We start from the raw sequence: 17,485 nt of genomic DNA, 5'->3' as shown, positions 1-17,485 counted from the left end.
TATGATGTTGAAAGCTATGGCGCCCGAAATCTTTCCCGAAAACCTGAAGTCCGACCCCAAGACGCTGGCGGCGGACATTCTCAGCGTGTTGCGCTATCGCGTCGGCAAGGACCCTTCCGTCGCCACGCAGTACGACTGGCTGACCGCGGCCATCAAGACTGTGCGCGACCGCATCATCGACCAATGGATCGAGTCCACCAAGGAAACCTACGAGCACGGCAAGAAGCGTGTCTATTACCTGTCGCTCGAGTTCCTGATCGGCCGGCTGATGCGGGATGCCTTCTCCAACATGGGCCTGATGGACGACATGCGCTCCGCGCTTTCGACGCTCGGCGTCAACATCGACCTGATCGCCACGCTGGAGCCGGATGCCGCGCTCGGCAATGGCGGCCTGGGGCGTCTGGCTGCCTGCTTCATGGAATCGATGGCCACCGTCGGCGTGCCCGGCCACGGCTACGGCATCCGCTACGTCAACGGCATGTTCCGCCAGGAAATCCACGACGGCTGGCAGGTGGAACTGCCGGAAACCTGGCTCGACCACGGCAATCCGTGGGAATTCGAGCGGCGCGAGCGCTCCTTCGAGATCGGCTTCGGCGGCGCAGTCGAGTCGATCACCGACAAGTCGGGTCGGCTGGAGCGCCATGTGTGGAAGCCGCAGGAGCGCGTGCTGGCGGTCGCCTACGACACGCCGGTGGTGGGCTGGCGCGGCAACCGGGTCAACACGCTGCGCCTGTGGTCGGGTTTCCCGGTCGACCCGATCCTGCTGGCGGCCTTCAACGCCGGCGACCATATCGGCGCGCTCGCCGAAAGCAACAAGGCGGACGCCCTTTCGCGTGTGCTGTATCCGGCGGATTCCCACCAGGCCGGCCAGGAACTGCGGCTGCGGCAGGAGTATTTCTTCTCCGCCGCTTCCCTGCAGGACATCGTGCAGCGCCACATCAGTGCCTATGGCGACCTGGCCTCGCTGCCTGACAAGGCGGCGGTGCATTTGAACGACACGCACCCGTCGGTGGCGGTCGCCGAACTGATGCGGCTGCTGATGGACGTGCACGGCATCGACTTCGACAAGGCGTGGGCGATCACCAAGGGCACCTTCGCCTACACCAACCACACGCTGCTGCCCGAGGCGCTGGAAAGCTGGCCGGTGCGGCTGTTCGAGCGGCTGCTGCCGCGCCACATGCAGATCATCTACGCCATCAACGCTGAGGTGCTGCTCGAGGCGCGCGCCATCGGCCGCTTCGGCGACGAGCAGGTGCGGCGCATCTCGCTGATCCAGGAGGACGGCGACCGCCGCGTGCGCATGGGCAATCTTGCTTTCGTCGGCTCGCATTCGATCAACGGCGTGTCGGCGCTGCATACCGAGTTGATGAAGGAGACGGTGTTCGCCGACCTCCACAAGCTCTATCCCGACCGCATCAACAACAAGACCAACGGCATCACGCCGCGCCGCTGGCTGTTCCAGAGCAACCAGGGTCTGACGGGCCTCATCCGCGAGGCGATCGGCGAAAAATTCCTCGACGACGTCGAACTGTTGAAGGAACTCGACCGTTTTGCCGACGACGCCGCCTTCCGCGAGAAATTCGCGGCGGTGAAGCGGGCGAACAAGGAGAAGCTGGCCTCGCTCACCGCGGAACGGCTGGGCATCCGCGTCGACCCGTCGGCGCTGTTCGACATCCAGATCAAGCGCATCCATGAATACAAGAGGCAACTGCTCAACATCGTCGAGGCCGTCGCGCTCTACGACCAGATCCGCTCGCATCCCGAGCGGGAATGGATGCCGCGCGTAAAATTCTTCGGCGGCAAGGCCGCGCCCAGCTATCACAACGCCAAGCTGATCATCAAACTCGCCAACGACGTGGCGCGCGTCATCAACCGCGATCCCGCCGTGCGCGGCCTGCTCAAGGTCGTGTTCATGCCGAACTACAATGTCAGCCTGGCCGAGGTGATGATGCCGGCCGCCGACCTGTCGGAGCAGATATCGACCGCCGGCATGGAGGCGTCCGGCACCGGCAACATGAAGTTCGCGTTGAACGGTGCGCTCACCATCGGAACCCTCGACGGCGCCAATGTCGAGATCAAGGAATGCGTCGGCGATGACAACATCTTCATCTTCGGGCTCAAGGCCAACGAGGTGGCGGACCGCCGCGCCAACGGCTACCAGCCGCGCGAACTGATCGAGAAATCGCCGGAACTGTCGCAGGCGCTGGCAGCCATCTCGTCCGGCGTGTTTTGCCCGGAGGAGTCGGATCGCTATCGGGCGCTGATCGACGGCATCTTCCAGAGCGACTGGTTCATGGTCGCCGCCGACTTCGACGCCTATGCCGACACGCAGCGGGAGGTCGACACGGTATGGCGCAACAGCCCCGACTGGCACCGCAGGGCGATCCACAATGTCGCGCGCGTCGGTTGGTTCTCGTCCGACCGGACGATCCGTCAATATGCCAAGGAGATCTGGGGCGTTCCCCTGTAAGCTGGTTTCGGGAAAGCTGCCGTCAGAGCAGCGGTCGCCGAAGGGAGGAAGGATGAAGCAGGCGCCTCGCAAGACGGCGGCTCCGAAGTCGGAGAGCACGGCTGCACAAGGAGACGTCGACGCGATCGTCGCCGGCCGGCACCACGATGCTTTCGCGGTGCTGGGGCTGCAGAAGGGCGAGACGGGTTTCGTCGCGCGCTGCTTCGTGCCGCATGCCGAGACTGTCACGGCCTATACGCTCGCCGGCAAGAAGGCGGGTGAGCTTGCGCGCCGCCACGATGCCGGCTTCTTCGAAGGTAGTCTGTCGATCCGTAAACGCCAGCCGCTGAAATACCAGGCTCGCAACGCCGGCGGCGACTGGTGGGTGACCGATCCCTTCTCCTTCGGTCCGGTGCTGGGGCCGATGGACGATTATTACATCGCCGAGGGCACGCATCTGAGGCTTTTCGACAAGCTTGGCGCGCATCTGATCGAGCACGAGGGCGCTTCCGGCGTGCATTTCGCGGTGTGGGCGCCGAACGCGCGGCGCGTCTCCGTGGTCGGCGACTTCAACGACTGGGACGGCCGCCGCCATCCGATGCGGTTCCGCCAGGACACCGGCATCTGGGAGATTTTTCTGCCCGACATCGGCGCGGGCAGGGCGTACAAGTTCGAGATCATCGGGCCGAAAGGACAGAGGCTGCCGCTGAAGGCCGATCCCTTCGCCTTTCATTCCGAACTGCGTCCGGCCACCGCCTCCGTCACCACCGCGCCGCTGTCGCACGAATGGGGCGACGAGGCGCATCGCGCGTATTGGGCAAGCGCCAATGCGCGGCGCGAGCCGATGTCAATCTACGAGGTGCATGCCGGCTCGTGGCAGTTGCGCGACGACGGCACCTTCCTGAACTGGGACGAGCTCGCCGATCGATTGATTCCTTATGTCGTTGACACCGGCTTCACCCATATCGAGTTCCTGCCGATCACTGAGCATCCCTACGACCCGTCATGGGGTTACCAGACCACCGGGCTCTACGCGCCGACCTCGCGTTTCGGCGACCAGGAAGGATTCGCGCGTTTCGTCGACGGTGCGCACCGGGCCGGCATCGGCGTCATTTTGGACTGGGTGCCGGCGCATTTCCCGGTGGACGAGCACGGCCTGATCTGGTTCGACGGCACCGCGCTCTACGAGCACGCCGACCCGCGAAAGGGCTTCCACCCGGACTGGAACACCGCCATCTATAATTTCGGCCGGCGCGAGGTGGTGTCGTATCTTGTCAACAACGCGCTCTACTGGGCCGAAAAATTCCATCTCGACGGGCTGCGCGTCGATGCGGTCGCCTCGATGCTCTACCTCGACTATTCGCGCAAGCAGGGCGAATGGATCCCCAACGAGAAGGGCGGGCGGGAAAACCTGGAGGCGGTGAAATTCCTCCAGACCATGAACAAGGCGGTTTACGGCAACTATCCCGGTGTCGTCACCATCGCGGAAGAGTCGACCTCGTGGCCGAAAGTCTCGCAGCCGGTTCATGAAGGCGGGCTGGGCTTCGGCTTCAAATGGAACATGGGTTTCATGCACGACACTTTGGAGTATTTCGCCAAGGAGCCGATCTTCAGGAAACACCATCACGACCAGATCACCTTCGGTCTGATGTACGCCTTCAGCGAGAATTTCGTGCTGCCGCTTTCCCATGACGAGGTGGTGCACGGCAAGGGCACCCTGATCGGCAAGATGGCGGGCGACGACTGGCAGAAATTCGCGACGCTGCGCGCCTACTACGCTTTCATGTGGGGGTATCCCGGCAAGAAGCTGCTGTTCATGGGCCAGGAATTCGCCCAGCGCCGCGAATGGAGCGAGGCACGCGCGCTCGACTGGTTCATGTTCGACTACGCGCCGCATCGCGGCGTGCATGCCATCGTGCGCGATCTCAACACCCTCTACCGCTCGCGCCCGGCGCTGCATGCACGCGACTGCGAGCCCGAAGGGTTCAAATGGCTGATCGTCGACGACCGCGAAAATTCCGTGTTCGCCTGGGCGCGGTATGCCCCCGGCCATGATCCGGTCGTGGTCGTCTCCAATTTGACGCCGCTGCAGCGCGACTTCTATCGCGTGCCTGTGCCGAAGGCGGGAAAATGGCGGGAGATCATCAACACCGACGCGGCGGACTATGGCGGCTCCGGCAAGGGAAATGCAGGCGCCGTGGAGGCTCTGGTCGAGGAGGACGGGGGGGCGAAGGCAACGATGTTGCTGCCGCCGCTTTCGACGATCATGCTGGAGTTCGTAGGGGAATGAACAAGCTTGGGAGGTCTGGATGGTGGAGCTGAAGAGAAACCAGCCGCTGGCGCGCGACGCCATGGCCTATGTGCTCGCGGGCGGCCGGGGGAGCCGCCTCAAGGAACTGACCGACAGAAGAGCGAAACCCGCCGTCTATTTCGGCGGCAAGACCCGCATCATCGATTTCGCGCTGTCCAATGCGCTGAACTCCGGCATCCGCCGTCTGGCGGTCGCCACCCAATACAAGGCGCACTCGCTGATCCGCCATCTGCAGCGCGGCTGGAATTTTCTGCGGCCCGAGCGAAACGAGAGCTTCGACATCCTGCCCGCCAGCCAGCGCGTCTCGGAGACGCAGTGGTACGAGGGCACCGCCGACGCCGTCTACCAGAACATCGACATCATCGAGGCTTACGGCCCCGAGTTCATGGTCGTGCTGGCGGGAGACCACATCTACAAGATGGACTACGAGCTGATGCTGCGCCAGCACGTCGACCAGGCAGCCGACGTGACCGTCGGCTGCCTGGAGGTGCCGCGTATGGAGGCGACGGGCTTCGGGGTCATGCATGTCGACACCAAGGACACCATCATCTCCTTCATCGAGAAGCCGGCCGACCCACCCGGCATTCCGGACAAGCCGGACTATGCGCTCGCCTCGATGGGCATCTATGTCTTCAAGACGAAGTTCCTGATGGACCAGTTGCGCCGCGATGCAGCCGACTCCAGTTCCAGCCGCGACTTCGGCAAGGACATCATCCCCTACATCGTCGACCACGGAAAAGCGGTGGCGCATCGTTTCACCAAATCCTGCGTCCGCTCCAGCGCCGAGAACGAGGCCTACTGGCGCGACGTCGGCACGGTAGATGCCTATTGGGAGGCCAATATCGACCTGACCGACGTGACGCCCGAACTCGATCTCTACGACCGTGATTGGCCGATCTGGACCTATGCCGAGTTGAAGCCGCCGGCGAAGTTCGTGCATGACGAGGATGGCAGGCGCGGCATGGCGGTGTCGTCGCTGGTGTCGGGCGACTGCATCGTTTCCGGCGCGTCGCTGAAGCGCAGCCTGATTTTCACCGGCGCGCGCATCAATTCCTACGCCAATCTCGATGAAGTGGTGATGCTGCCGGATTGCGTGGTCGGCCGCAACGCGCGGCTGAAGCGCGCGGTGCTGGACCATGGCGTGGTCATACCCGAGGGCCTCGTCGTCGGCGAGGACCGCAACCTCGACGCCAAGCGGTTCCGCGTGTCGGAGAAGGGCATATGCCTGATCACCCAGCCGATGATCGACAGGCTGGGTTGAGACGATGCAGGTTCTTGCGGTCACGCCGGAAATCTTCCCGCTGATCAAGACGGGTGGTCTGGCCGACGTGACCGGCGCGCTGCCGATCGCGCTGGCGAGCCATGGCGTGACGACGCGCACGCTTGTTCCCGGCTATCCGGTGGTCATGGCGGCGTTCAGGAAAAAGAAGCCCGTCCATCACTATGACGGGCTTCACGGCGGCAAGGCGGCCGTCCATGCCGCAAAAGTCGGCGAGCTCGAGCTGTTCGTGCTCGACGCACCGCATCTGTTCGACCGCATCGGCGGTCCTTATGGCGATGCCGGCGGCAAGGACTGGCCGGACAACTGGCGGCGCTTCGCGGCACTCAGCCAGGTCGGCGCCGATATCGCCGCCGGCGTGATCGCCGGCTATGTGCCCGACCTCGTCCATGTCCACGACTGGCAGGCGGCGCTGACGCTGGCCTATATGCGCTACGGCAAGGCGGTTGGCGTTCCCTCCGCCATCACCGTGCACAATCTTGCTTTCCAGGGCCAGTTCAGTGCCTCGATCTTTCCGGAGCTTAGCCTGCCGCCGCAGGCTATGGCGCTGGACGGCGTCGAATATTACGGCGGCGTCGGTTATCTGAAGGCGGGCCTGCAATCCGCCTGGGCGATCACCACGGTGAGCCCGACTTATGCGCAGGAGATCAGGACGCCGCAATTCGGCATGGGGCTGGACGGTCTGATCAACAGCCGCGCCGCCGATCTCCATGGCATTGTCAACGGCATCGACGTCGACATCTGGGATCCGGCCACCGATCCGCACCTGGTATCGCCATATTCACGCACGGCGCTGAAGGCGAGGGAAGCCAACAAGCAGGCCGTCGAGCAGCGCTTCGATCTCAAGCGCGACAATGGTCCGATCGTCTGCGTGATCAGCCGCCTGACCTGGCAGAAGGGCATGGACGTGCTTGCCAGCGTCGTCGACGAGATCGTCGCGACAGGCGCGCGGCTGGCGGTGCTCGGCTCCGGCGATTCCGGGCTGGAGGGGACCTTGCTGGCGGCGGCGGCCCGGCATCGGGGACGCATCGGCGTGGTGATCGGTTATGACGAAGCGCTGTCGCACACCATGCAGGGCGGATGCGACGCCATCGTCATCCCGTCGCGCTTCGAGCCTTGCGGCCTGACCCAGCTCTACGGCCTGCGTTATGGCTGCGTGCCGCTGGTGGCGCGCACCGGCGGGCTGGCTGACACGATCATCGACGCCAACGAGGCGGCGGTCGCCGCCGGCGTGGCGACTGGGCTGCTGTTTGCGCCGGAGAGCGGCGCCGCGTTGCTGCAGGCGGTGCGGCGCACGGTGGAACTTCATTCGGATCGGACGATTTGGGGCTCGATCCAGAAACAAGGCATGAAGGCGGACGTTTCCTGGCACAGGAGCGCCGCCAAATATGCGGACCTCTACAAATCCCTGGCGGCAAGGAAGGCGGCCTGAGCTATGATACGCACCGTCGAGACCACTCCCTATACCGACCAGAAGCCTGGCACCTCCGGCCTGCGCAAGAAGGTGCCGGTGTTCCAGCAGAAGAACTATGCGGAAAACTTCATTCAGTCGGTGTTCGACGCGCTGGAGGGTTTCGCCGGCAAGACGCTGGTGATCGGCGGCGACGGCCGCTACTTCAACCGCGAGGTGATCCAGAAGGCGATCGCCATGGCCGCCGCCAACGGTTTCGGCAAGGTGATCGTCGGCCAGGGCGGCATCCTCTCAACCCCGGCAGCTTCCAATGTCATCCGCAAGTACAAGGCGTTCGGAGGACTGGTCCTGTCGGCAAGCCACAATCCCGGCGGCCCGCACGAGGATTTCGGCATCAAGTACAACATCGGCAATGGCGGACCGGCGCCGGAAAAGATCACGGACGCCATCTTCGCGCGCACCAAGGCGATCAAAAGCTACAAGATCGCCGAGACCGGCGAGGTGGATATCGATACGGTGAAAACCTTTGATGTGGCCGGCATGACCGTCGACGTCATCGATCCGGTCAAGGACTACGCCGAACTGATGGAGAGCCTGTTCGATTTCGGCGCAATCCGCGCGCTGTTCGCCGGCGGCTTCCGCATGCGTTTCGACGCGATGCATGCCGTGACCGGTCCCTACGCCAAGGAAATCCTCGAGAACCGGCTGGGTGCCGCGAATGGCACGGCGCGCAATTTCAGGCCGCTGGAAGATTTCGGCGGACATCATCCCGACCCGAACCTCGTCCACGCCAAACATCTATATGACGAGATGATGGGGCCGAACGCACCGGATTTCGGCGCCGCCTCGGACGGCGACGGCGATCGCAACCTGATCATCGCCAAGGGCATCTTCATTCCACCGTCGGATTCGCTCGCCATGCTCGCCGCCAACGCGCATCTGGCGCCCGGCTACAAGGCCGGCCTGAAGGGCATCGCCCGCTCCATGCCGACCAGCGGCGCGGCCGACCGTGTGGCCGAAAAGCTCGGCGTGGGCATGTACGAGACTCCCACCGGCTGGAAGTTTTTCGGCAACCTGCTCGATGCCGGCATGGCGACGATCTGCGGCGAGGAAAGCGCCGGCACCGGCTCCGACCATGTGCGCGAGAAGGACGGGCTGTGGGCGGTGCTGCTGTGGCTGAACATCCTTGCGGTCCGCAAGGAGAGCGCCAGGCAGATCGCCGAGAAACACTGGGCGACCTTTGGCCGCAACTATTATTCGCGCCACGACTATGAGGAAGTCGATTCCGACGCCGCCAACCGGCTCGTCTCTGAATTGCGCGAAAAGCTCGATACGCTAAAAGGCACGAAGGTCCGCGGGCTGACGGTCGAGAAGGCGGACGACTTTGCCTATCACGACCCGGTCGACGGCTCGATCAGCGAGCACCAGGGCATCCGCGTGCTGTTCGAGGGCGGCTCGCGTTTTGTCGTCCGGCTCTCCGGCACGGGCACTTCGGGGGCGACGCTGCGGCTCTATGTCGAACGCTACGAGAAGGACCGGCTCGACCTCGACACCCAGGAGGCGCTTGCCGACCTGATCGGCGCGGCCGACGATATCGCCGGCATCCGCAGCCACACCGGCCGCAACAAGCCGAGCGTCATTACGTGACGAGACTGGACGAGTTGCCGCTCCCGCCCTAGGTTACATGTAACGACAGGAGCCGGCGTGGTGGGCACTTCATCCAGACCGAAAAGTTCTGCTGAACGAGTGCGTGAGTTCCGGGCGCGTCAGCGCGCACAGGGGCTGAAGCTTGTCCAATTCTGGGTGCCTGATGTGACCTCGGAAGCATTCAAACGAGAGGCACACCGGCAGTCGCTGGCGGTTTCCCGCGGCTCGGGGGAAAAGAGAGATCAAGCCTTCATCGATTCGGTGGCTGCCATCTGGCAGGACGATGACGATTGAAGCGCGGAGAGATATGGACATTGACCGGAGGGGGCGACTATGCGCGCAAGCCGCGACCGGCGGTCGTCGTCCAGGAAGACAGCTTTGATGGGACGGCCTCCATCGTCGTCTGTACTTTCACGACAACTGCCGTTGACGCTCCCCTTTATCGAATTGCCGTGAACCAATCTCCGTCGAACGGTCTGCGGGAAGCATCGAGCATCATGGTGGACAAGATCGCAGGTGTGCCGCGCGACAAGCTTGGCAAGCGCATTGGAATTCTCGAGAGCGAACACCTCGACCGGCTGGACCGGGCGCTCCTGGTGTTCCTCGGCTTGACAACCACTTCGAGCGCTTGATGTCGCGGGCAATCCTCTCGGGTGCGGGACCGTGATGGACGTTTGGAAGCCGGGGTTCCCATCTACACATCTTGGCGCCGTACCGCGCGATGATCGCACCACCTTCGCCACCTGGTCCGACGCGGGCGAGGGCATGTGGGTTTCCGTCTTCGACGGCAGGGGCGAGCGCGAAGTCGCGCGCCACGAGATGAAGCGCGGCGAGGGTGGCTTCTGGTCCGTTTCGGTGCCCGGCTTGCGGGCCGGCGCGCGATACGGCTTTCGCGCCGACGGGCCGTACGCCCCCGATCAAGGCCTGTGGTTTGATCCGGACAAGTTGCTGATGGACCCCTACGCGGTCGCGATCGACCGGCCCTATGTCTACGACCCGCGGCTGGCGGCAAAGCGCGGCGCGGGCGGCGACACGGCGCCGCTGATGCCGAAGGCCGTTGTGACCGCCCTGCCGACGCCGGTCGAACCAAACCCGCCGCTGTTCTCGCCGGGCGGCCTTATCTACGAGGTCCAGGTCCGGGCCTTCACCAAACTGCACCCGGATGTGCCGGAGAAGCTGCGGGGCACGATCGCGGCGCTCGCCCATCCGGCGGTCATCGACCATCTCGTCAGGCTGAACGTGTCGGCCGTCGAGCTGATGCCCGTGACGGCCTGGATCGACGAGCGCCATCTCGGACCGCTCGGCCTGACCAACGCCTGGGGTTACAACCCCGTCTCTTTCATGGCGCTCGATCCGCGCATCGCTCCCGGCGGCATTCAGGAACTGCGCGAGACGGTTGCGGCGCTCAGGCAAGCCGGCATCGGCGTCATCCTCGATCTTGTCTTCAACCACACCGGCGAGAGCGACCAATTCGGGCCGACGCTGTTGCTGCGCGGGCTCGACAACGGGACCTACTATCGCCACGCGCCGGATGATCCGGGAAAACTCGTCAACGATACGGGAACCGGCAACACGCTTGCCTGCGACCGTCCGGTGGTGCGCGACCTGGTGCTGGATTCGCTGCGGCACTTCGTTCGACACGCCGGGGTGGATGGTTTCCGCTTCGACCTTGCGCCCGTGCTCGGCCGCGATGCAAAGGGGTTCGATCCCGAAGCGCCGCTGCTGGCTGCGTTGCGGGAGGACCCGGTTCTCAAGGACCGCGTGATGATCGCCGAGCCGTGGGACATCGGCCCGGACGGATATCAGCTCGGCAATTTTCCAGCACAGTTCCTCGAATGGAACGACCGGTATCGCGACGATATCAGACGCTTCTGGCGTCGCGACCGCGGCACGGTCGGCCCGCTGGCGACGCGGCTGGCCGGCTCTTCCGATGTGTTCAAGGGCACGACGACCCGCACCGTAAACTTCATCGCCGCGCATGACGGATTTTCGCTCGCCGATCTCGTCGCCTACGAGCGCAAGCACAACGAGGCCAATGGCGAGATGAACCGCGACGGCCACAACGAGAATTTTTCCTGGAACAACGGCGTCGAGGGCGAAACCACCGACGCCTCGATCCTTGCCGAACGCCGGCGCGACCTGAAGGCGCTGCTGGCGACGCTGTTCTTCTCGCGCGGCACGATCATGCTGACCGCTGGCGACGAGTTCGGCCGCACGCAGCACGGCAACAACAATGCCTATGCGCAGGACAATGAAGCGTTCTGGCTCGACTGGGCGGGGCGGGACCGCGAACTGGAAAAATATGCCTTCGAACTCGCCGCGCTGCGCAAAAGGCTTGTCGTCCTGCGCGATTGCACCTTCCTGACCGGCACGGCCGCCGGAGGAGAATTTCTCGATGTCGAATGGCTGACGGAGGCTGGCCAGCCGATGACCGAGCAGGACTGGAACGACCCTGGCCACAGCCGCCTGACCATGGTGCTGGCCGGCGAGGACGCCGCTCGCGTCGCCGTCGTCATCAACGGCGACCGCCACGCCTCCAGCATTACTTTGCCGGCGCGGCCGGGGTTCCGCTGGGCCGAGGTTTTGGGCACCGCCGCTAACGGGCAAGCGCCGCTGGTAGCGCCCGGCCGCACCTGCCTGTGTTTTGTGGAGAAAGCCGAATGACTGCATCGTCGGATTGGTGGCGCGGCTGCGCGATCTACCAGGTCTATCCGCGCTCCTATCAGGACACGACCGGCGACGGCAGCGGCGACCTCAACGGCATCACGCGCCGGCTCGCCCACATCGCCTCACTGGGCGTCGATGCCGTCTGGCTGTCGCCGTTCTTCAAGTCGCCCATGGCCGACATGGGATACGACGTGTCGGACTATTGCGACGTCGACCCGATGTTCGGCACGCTGGCCGATTTCGACAAGATGATCGCCGAGGCGCACCGGCTGGGTCTCAGGATCGTCATCGACCAGGTGCTGTCGCATTCCTCGGACAGGCATCCGTGGTTCGTCGAAAGCCGGTCGAGCCGCAAGAATCCGAAGGCCGACTGGTATGTCTGGGCCGACCCGAAGCCGGACGGCTCGGCGCCCAACAACTGGCTGTCGATTTTCGGCGGGCCCGCCTGGGAATGGGATTCGGTGCGCAAGCAGTATTACCTGCACAATTTCCTCGCCTCGCAGCCCGATCTCAATTTCCACAACCCGCAGGTGCAGGACGCGCTGCTGGCGGCGGTAAAATTCTGGCTGGATCGCGATGTCGACGGCTTTCGTCTCGACACCGTGAATTTCTACGTCCACGACCAGAACCTGCGCGACAACCCGCCGCTCAAGCTGAGCAAGGCGGCGAAGGCGAAACAGACCAATCCCTACGAGTACCAGAACCATCTGTTCGACAAGACGCGGCCGGAGAATCTCGCGTTCCTCAGGCGGTTCAGGGCCTTGCTCGACCAATATGCCGACCGCGCCTCTGTCGGCGAAGTGGGCGACGGCAAGCGGTCGCTGAAGACGGTCGCGGCCTATACGTCGGGCGGCGACAAGCTCAACATGTCCTACACTTTCGACATGCTGGGACCGGATTTTTCCGCCGCGCATGTGAGAAAATGCATCAAGGCTTTCGAGACCTCCGTCACCGATGGCTGGATCTGCTGGGCGTTTTCGAACCACGACGTTATCCGCCATGTCACCCGCTGGACGAAACCCGCCGGGTCGCCCGAGGCCATGGCTAAGTTCGCCATCGCGCTGCTCGCCTGCCTGCGAGGCTCCATCTGCATCTATGAGGGCGAGGAACTCGGCCTGGAGGAAGCCGAGCTTGCCTTCGAGGATCTGGTCGATCCCTACGGCATCCGCTTCTGGCCGGGCTTCAAGGGGCGGGACGGATGCCGCACCCCGATGCCTTGGGAGTCGGATGCGCATGCCGGCGGGTTCACGACCGGAAAACCGTGGCTGCCGGTGCCGGACGCGCACAAGGCGCTCGCCGTCGACAAGCAGGAGCACGCGGCCGGTTCGGTGTTGGCGCGCTACCGCGAGGTGCTGAAATTCCGGCGCGGCGAGCAGGCGCTGACAAAAGGCTCGGTCGAGCTGCTCGACGCACCGGGCGACGTGCTGATGTTCACGCGCGAGGCGGGCAACGAAAAACTGCTCTGCGCCTTCAATTTTGCCGACGCTCCGGCGGACGCCGACCTGCCTCGTAGCGTCGCCGGTGTGAGCAGCATCGACTTCCCCGGCGCGGAGGGCAGGGTAGTGGGATCGACCCTGAGCCTGTCGGCGCTGGGCGTCTTTGTCGGAAGGCTGGCTTGAGCGCAGGACGATTTTTCGGGCTTACGCGCCATTCGACCCCGCAGCCATCCATGTCGCTCGCCCCTGACATGATTGTGTCGGGGGCGGCTTCCCCCACGTGATCTTCGTCATGGTTGAATTAGTGGTTGCGGGTGCTAGTGTCAGCGCCACCATAGCGGCTGCCGACAGAGCGCCGCATTCGCCGCGCCGGCAGAAGCGCCGGCGCCGACAAGGAACGGTTGAGGCTGAGGGGCCGCGACCCAATTGGGAGAACGAACAAATGCACATGCGGAATCTGCTCAAGGCGACGGTATTTGCCGCCAGCCTGATGACAGCGGGCGGGATGGCGATGTCGCCGGCCCTCGCCGAAGTGGTCTACAACCGCGGCAGCGCCGCCGAGCCGGAATCCGTTGACCCGCACAAGACCTCCACCATCTATGAAGCAAACGTGCTGCGCGACCTGTTCATGGGATTGGTCATGCAGGACGCCAAGGCGGAAGTGATCCCCGGCGCGGCCGAAAGCTGGACCGTATCGGACGACGGCAAGACCTATACGTTCAAGATGCGCGCCGGCGCGACCTGGTCGGACGGCAGCCCGGTAACTGCGGAAGACTTCCTCTATTCGTTCCGCCGCCTCGAAGATCCGGGAACCGGCGCCGAATATGCCTCGATGCTCTATCCGATCGTAAATGCCGAGGAGATCAACACCGGCAAGGCCAAGCCGGAGGAGTTGGGTGTGAAGGCGATCGACGCCGGCACGCTAGAGATCACGTTGAAGGCGCCGACGCCTTATTTCCTCGAGATGCTGACCCACCAGGCAGCCTATCCGGTCAACAAGGCGGCGATCGAAAAGGACGCCGCGGAGTGGATCAAGCCGGGCAAGCTCGTTTCCAACGGCGCCTTCACGCTGGCCGAATGGGTGCCGAACGACCACATCAAGATGGTCAAGAACCCGAAATTCTATGACGCCGCCAACGTCAAGATCGACGTCGTCAACTTCATCCCGACCGAGGACCGCTCGTCGGCCATGAAGCGCTACGAGGCAGGCGAACTGGACAGCTACGACGACCTGCCAACCGAGCAACTGGCCGACCTGAAGGCGAAGTTCGGCGACCAGATCCGTGTCGCACCCTATCTCGGCAGCTACTACTACGCCTTCAAGACCGACAAGGCGCCGTGGGACAATGCCGAGCTGCGCAACGCGATCTCGGAAGCGATCGACCGCGACTTCCTGGCCGAGAAGGTCTGGGGCAACGCCATGGCCCCGGGCTACTCGATGGTCCCGCCCGGCATCAGCGGCTACACGGCAGCAATGGCGAGCTATGCCGACAAGTCGCAGATCGACCGCGAGGATGCTGCGAAGGCGATTCTCGAAAAGCTGGGCTACACGCCGGAAAAGCCGCTGAAGATGGAAATCCGCTACAATACGTCGGAGAACCACAAGAACACGGCGGTCGCCATCCAGGAACAGCTCAAGCCGCTCGGCATCGAGGTCACGCTCCTCAACACCGACACCAAGACGCACTATGCGCATCTGGAGCAGAAGGGCGACTATGACACCGCCCGTATCGGCTGGATCGCCGACTACAAGGACCCGGAGACTTTCCTGGGCACCCTGCGCAAGGCAAGCGGCAACAACTACTCCAACTACGACAGCGCGAAATTCGAGGAGCTGATGGACAAGGCGGCCGCGGCCGGCGGCAATCCGGAGGAGCGCATGAAGCTCCTGAGTGAAGCCGAGCGTCAGGTCGTCGATGACGTCGCCATCATGCCGCTGCTCTACTACAACTACAAAAACATCGTGTCGCCGAAGCTCGCCGGCTTCGAGGACAACGTCATGGACGTCCATCCGTCGCGTTTCATGAGCAAGCAGTAGTTGCGGACCTGCCGCCGCTCTCGGACGGGAGCGGCGGCAATCTGTCGCTAAAAGACGCTTGGGAATGGGTCAGGGCGGAGCGAAAATGGTGTTTTGCGAGCACCGAAGCGGAGCGTGCATGAAGTGCGTCAGCATCGAAGCAAGGCGCCGTTTGCAGGCCTTATCCATTTCCAAACGGCCTCTGACAAGATGACGCGCTCATGCTGTCCTATGTGATCAGGCGCCTTCTCACCGCCATACCCACGCTGTTTGTCATCGTCACGCTGGCGTTTTTCCTGATCAGGGTAGCGCCCGGCGGACCTTTCAATCAGGAAAGGGGACTGAGCCCGGAGATCAGGGCGAATCTTGAGGCGCAGTTCGGGTTGAACGACCCGCTCTGGCTTCAATATTTCAACTATCTCAAGAATTTGCTGCGGGGGAATTTCGGCCCGAGCTACAATCTTCCGGATTTCACCGTCGGCGAATTGTTCGCCAACGGCTTGCCGATCTCGATCCAGCTTGGCGCGTCTGCCCTCGTGCTGGCCCTTCTCGTCGGTTCGACGCTGGGCGTCATTGCCGCCTTGTACCAGAACAGGGCGGCAGACTATGCGGTCATCGCCACCGCGACGGCAGGCAGCACCATCCCGACCTTCGTGATCGCGCCGGTGATCCAGCTCCTTTTTGGCCTGACCTGGAGCCTGCTGCCGATCGGCGGCTGGGGCGACGGTGCGTTCGTGAACAAGATCGGCCCGGTTCTGACATTGGCGTTGCCGCAGATCGCCATCGTTGCCCGCCTGATGCGCGGCTCGATGATAGAATCGCTGCGCTCGCATCACATCCGCACCGCCCGCGCTCTCGGCCTGTCCGAATGGTCGGTGGTGGTGCACCATGCGCTGCGCGGTGCGCTTCTGCCGATCGTGTCCTATGCCGGACCGGCGGCGGCGGCGCTGCTCACCGGTTCCATCATCGTCGAGACGATTTTTTCGATACCGGGCGTCGGCCGCTATTTCGTCGATGCCGCGCTCAATCGCGACTACACGCTGGTGATGGGCACGGTGGTGGTGATCGCCATCTTCACCATCGTGTTCAATCTCATCGTCGACATCCTCTACGCCGTGGTCGATCCGAGGGTGCGCTATGACTGATCTCGCGGCAACTGCCGCACGGGCAGAGGCGACGCGTGGCCGATCCTTCTGGGGTGATGCCTGGGCGCGGCTGAAGGCCAATCGCGCCGCCATGGTGAGCCTGATCTATCTCGGCCTGATGGCGGTGGTCTGCATAGCCGGCCCGTGGTTCGTGCCGCACCAGTACACCACCATCTATGCCGACTATGTGCGCACGCCGCCAAGCCTGTCGGCCTATCCGAAACCGGAGATGATCGAGACGGCGCTGGCCGACGTGATGAAGCGCATGCGCGTCGATCTGAAGGAATGGCACCAGGAGGGCGAGCGCATCTTCGTGACGGTGACTTCCTCGCGCGAAATCGACGAGCGCAACACGCGCTACGTCGATCGCTCCGACACCTTCGACGACGCCAGGGTCGAGGAGAAATCCGCCGACGGCAAGACCATGGTGATCAGCGCCGCGATCAAGCAGCAATATTTCCTGTTCGGCACCGACAATACCGGCCGCGACATGCTTTCGCGGACGCTTATGGCGGGTCGGGTGTCGCTGGCGATCGGTTTGCTGGCCGGCGTGGTCGCCGTGGTGATCGGGGTGATCTACGGCGCGACGGCCGGTTTCCTCGGCGGCCGCGCCGACGAGATCATGATGCGCATCGTCGACGTGCTCTATTCGCTGCCCTTCATCTTCTTCGTCATCATGCTGGTTGTCTTCTTCGGCCGAAACTTCGTGCTGATGTTTTTGGCGGTCGGCGCGGTGCTGTGGCTGGACATGGCGCGCATCGTGCGCGGACAGGCGCTGTCGATACGCCGCCAGGAATATGTGCAGGCGGCGGAGGCTCTAGGCGTCTCGCGCACGGGGATTCTTGCCCGCCACATCGTGCCCAACCTGCTTGGCGTCGTCGTCATCTACATGACGCTGCTGGTGCCGCAGGTAATCATCCTGGAAAGCTTCCTGTCGTTCCTCGGCCTCGGCGTGCAGGAGCCGATGACGAGCTGGGGCGTGCTGATCTCGGTCGGCGCCAAGAACATCGGCACCGCCAACTGGCTGCTGCTGTTTCCGGCGCTGTTCCTCGTGTCGACGCTGTTTGCGCTGAATTTTGTCGGCGACGGCCTGCGCGACGCACTCGACCCGAAGGACCGCTGA

General features: G+C 63.7%; 12 protein-coding genes. All 12 read left to right on the top strand.

Features of this window, described 5'->3' with window-relative positions; all coding sequences use genetic code 11:
• Positions 1–4 precede the first annotated feature (4 nt).
• The 12 genes from RB623_RS17840 (at position 5) to RB623_RS17785 (ending at position 17,485) form a co-directional block, all read left to right on the top strand.
• A complete protein-coding gene (locus tag RB623_RS17840; RefSeq protein ID WP_374121702.1) occupies positions 5–2,470 on the top strand; it encodes a glycogen/starch/alpha-glucan phosphorylase in 2,466 nt (821 codons plus the stop codon).
• A gap of 52 nt (positions 2,471–2,522) precedes the next feature.
• Positions 2,523–4,739, top strand: a complete 2,217-nt coding sequence (glgB, locus tag RB623_RS17835) for a 1,4-alpha-glucan branching protein GlgB (RefSeq protein WP_308058263.1) — start codon at positions 2,523–2,525, stop codon at positions 4,737–4,739.
• 19 nt (positions 4,740–4,758) lie between these two features.
• The gene (glgC, locus tag RB623_RS17830; RefSeq protein ID WP_308058262.1) at positions 4,759–6,021 is read left to right on the top strand and encodes a glucose-1-phosphate adenylyltransferase; all 1,263 of its coding nucleotides are present in this window, start codon (positions 4,759–4,761) and stop codon (positions 6,019–6,021) included.
• Between the two features lie 4 nt (positions 6,022–6,025).
• Entirely contained in the window at positions 6,026–7,471 is a 1,446-nt protein-coding gene (gene glgA / locus RB623_RS17825) for a glycogen synthase GlgA (protein WP_308058261.1), read from the top strand.
• A 3-nt stretch (positions 7,472–7,474) separates the two neighbouring features.
• Positions 7,475–9,097: an alpha-D-glucose phosphate-specific phosphoglucomutase gene (locus tag RB623_RS17820; protein ID WP_308058260.1), complete on the top strand. Its 1,623-nt coding sequence runs from the start codon at positions 7,475–7,477 to the stop codon at positions 9,095–9,097.
• A 60-nt stretch (positions 9,098–9,157) separates the two neighbouring features.
• Positions 9,158–9,391: an antitoxin MazE family protein gene (locus tag RB623_RS17815; protein ID WP_308058259.1), complete on the top strand. Its 234-nt coding sequence runs from the start codon at positions 9,158–9,160 to the stop codon at positions 9,389–9,391.
• Positions 9,388–9,729: a type II toxin-antitoxin system PemK/MazF family toxin gene (locus tag RB623_RS17810; protein ID WP_308058258.1), complete on the top strand. Its 342-nt coding sequence runs from the start codon at positions 9,388–9,390 to the stop codon at positions 9,727–9,729. The genes RB623_RS17815 and RB623_RS17810 overlap by 4 nt, the downstream gene beginning before the upstream one ends.
• A 34-nt stretch (positions 9,730–9,763) precedes the next feature.
• A complete protein-coding gene (gene glgX, locus RB623_RS17805; protein WP_308058440.1) occupies positions 9,764–11,761 on the top strand; it encodes a glycogen debranching protein GlgX in 1,998 nt (665 codons plus the stop codon).
• Entirely contained in the window at positions 11,758–13,383 is a 1,626-nt protein-coding gene (locus RB623_RS17800; RefSeq protein WP_308058257.1) for an alpha-glucosidase family protein, read from the top strand. The genes glgX and RB623_RS17800 overlap by 4 nt, the downstream gene beginning before the upstream one ends.
• A gap of 265 nt (positions 13,384–13,648) precedes the next feature.
• A complete protein-coding gene (locus RB623_RS17795; protein ID WP_374121701.1) occupies positions 13,649–15,238 on the top strand; it encodes a peptide ABC transporter substrate-binding protein in 1,590 nt (529 codons plus the stop codon).
• Between the two features lie 200 nt (positions 15,239–15,438).
• Entirely contained in the window at positions 15,439–16,362 is a 924-nt protein-coding gene (locus RB623_RS17790) for an ABC transporter permease subunit (protein WP_308058255.1), read from the top strand.
• Positions 16,355–17,485 (top strand): ABC transporter permease subunit, encoded by a 1,131-nt coding sequence (locus tag RB623_RS17785; protein ID WP_308058254.1) that lies wholly within the window; start codon positions 16,355–16,357, stop codon positions 17,483–17,485. Before RB623_RS17790 ends, RB623_RS17785 begins: the two co-directional genes overlap by 8 nt.

It is taken from the genome of Mesorhizobium sp. LHD-90 (assembly GCF_030929505.1).
GTDB lineage: Bacteria > Pseudomonadota > Alphaproteobacteria > Rhizobiales > Rhizobiaceae > Kumtagia.
This window is presented reverse-complemented; position numbering and strand designations above follow the sequence as displayed.

Coding starts and splice junctions, on each gene's coding strand:
- RB623_RS17840 (WP_374121702.1), top strand. CDS start 5: ATGTTGAAAGCTATGGCGCCCGAAATCTTTCCCGAAAACCTGAAGTCC.
- glgB (WP_308058263.1), top strand. CDS start 2,523: ATGAAGCAGGCGCCTCGCAAGACGGCGGCTCCGAAGTCGGAGAGCACG.
- glgC (WP_308058262.1), top strand. CDS start 4,759: ATGGTGGAGCTGAAGAGAAACCAGCCGCTGGCGCGCGACGCCATGGCC.
- glgA (WP_308058261.1), top strand. CDS start 6,026: ATGCAGGTTCTTGCGGTCACGCCGGAAATCTTCCCGCTGATCAAGACG.
- RB623_RS17820 (WP_308058260.1), top strand. CDS start 7,475: ATGATACGCACCGTCGAGACCACTCCCTATACCGACCAGAAGCCTGGC.
- glgX (WP_308058440.1), top strand. CDS start 9,764: ATGGACGTTTGGAAGCCGGGGTTCCCATCTACACATCTTGGCGCCGTA.
- RB623_RS17800 (WP_308058257.1), top strand. CDS start 11,758: ATGACTGCATCGTCGGATTGGTGGCGCGGCTGCGCGATCTACCAGGTC.
- RB623_RS17795 (WP_374121701.1), top strand. CDS start 13,649: ATGCGGAATCTGCTCAAGGCGACGGTATTTGCCGCCAGCCTGATGACA.
- RB623_RS17790 (WP_308058255.1), top strand. CDS start 15,439: ATGCTGTCCTATGTGATCAGGCGCCTTCTCACCGCCATACCCACGCTG.
- RB623_RS17785 (WP_308058254.1), top strand. CDS start 16,355: ATGACTGATCTCGCGGCAACTGCCGCACGGGCAGAGGCGACGCGTGGC.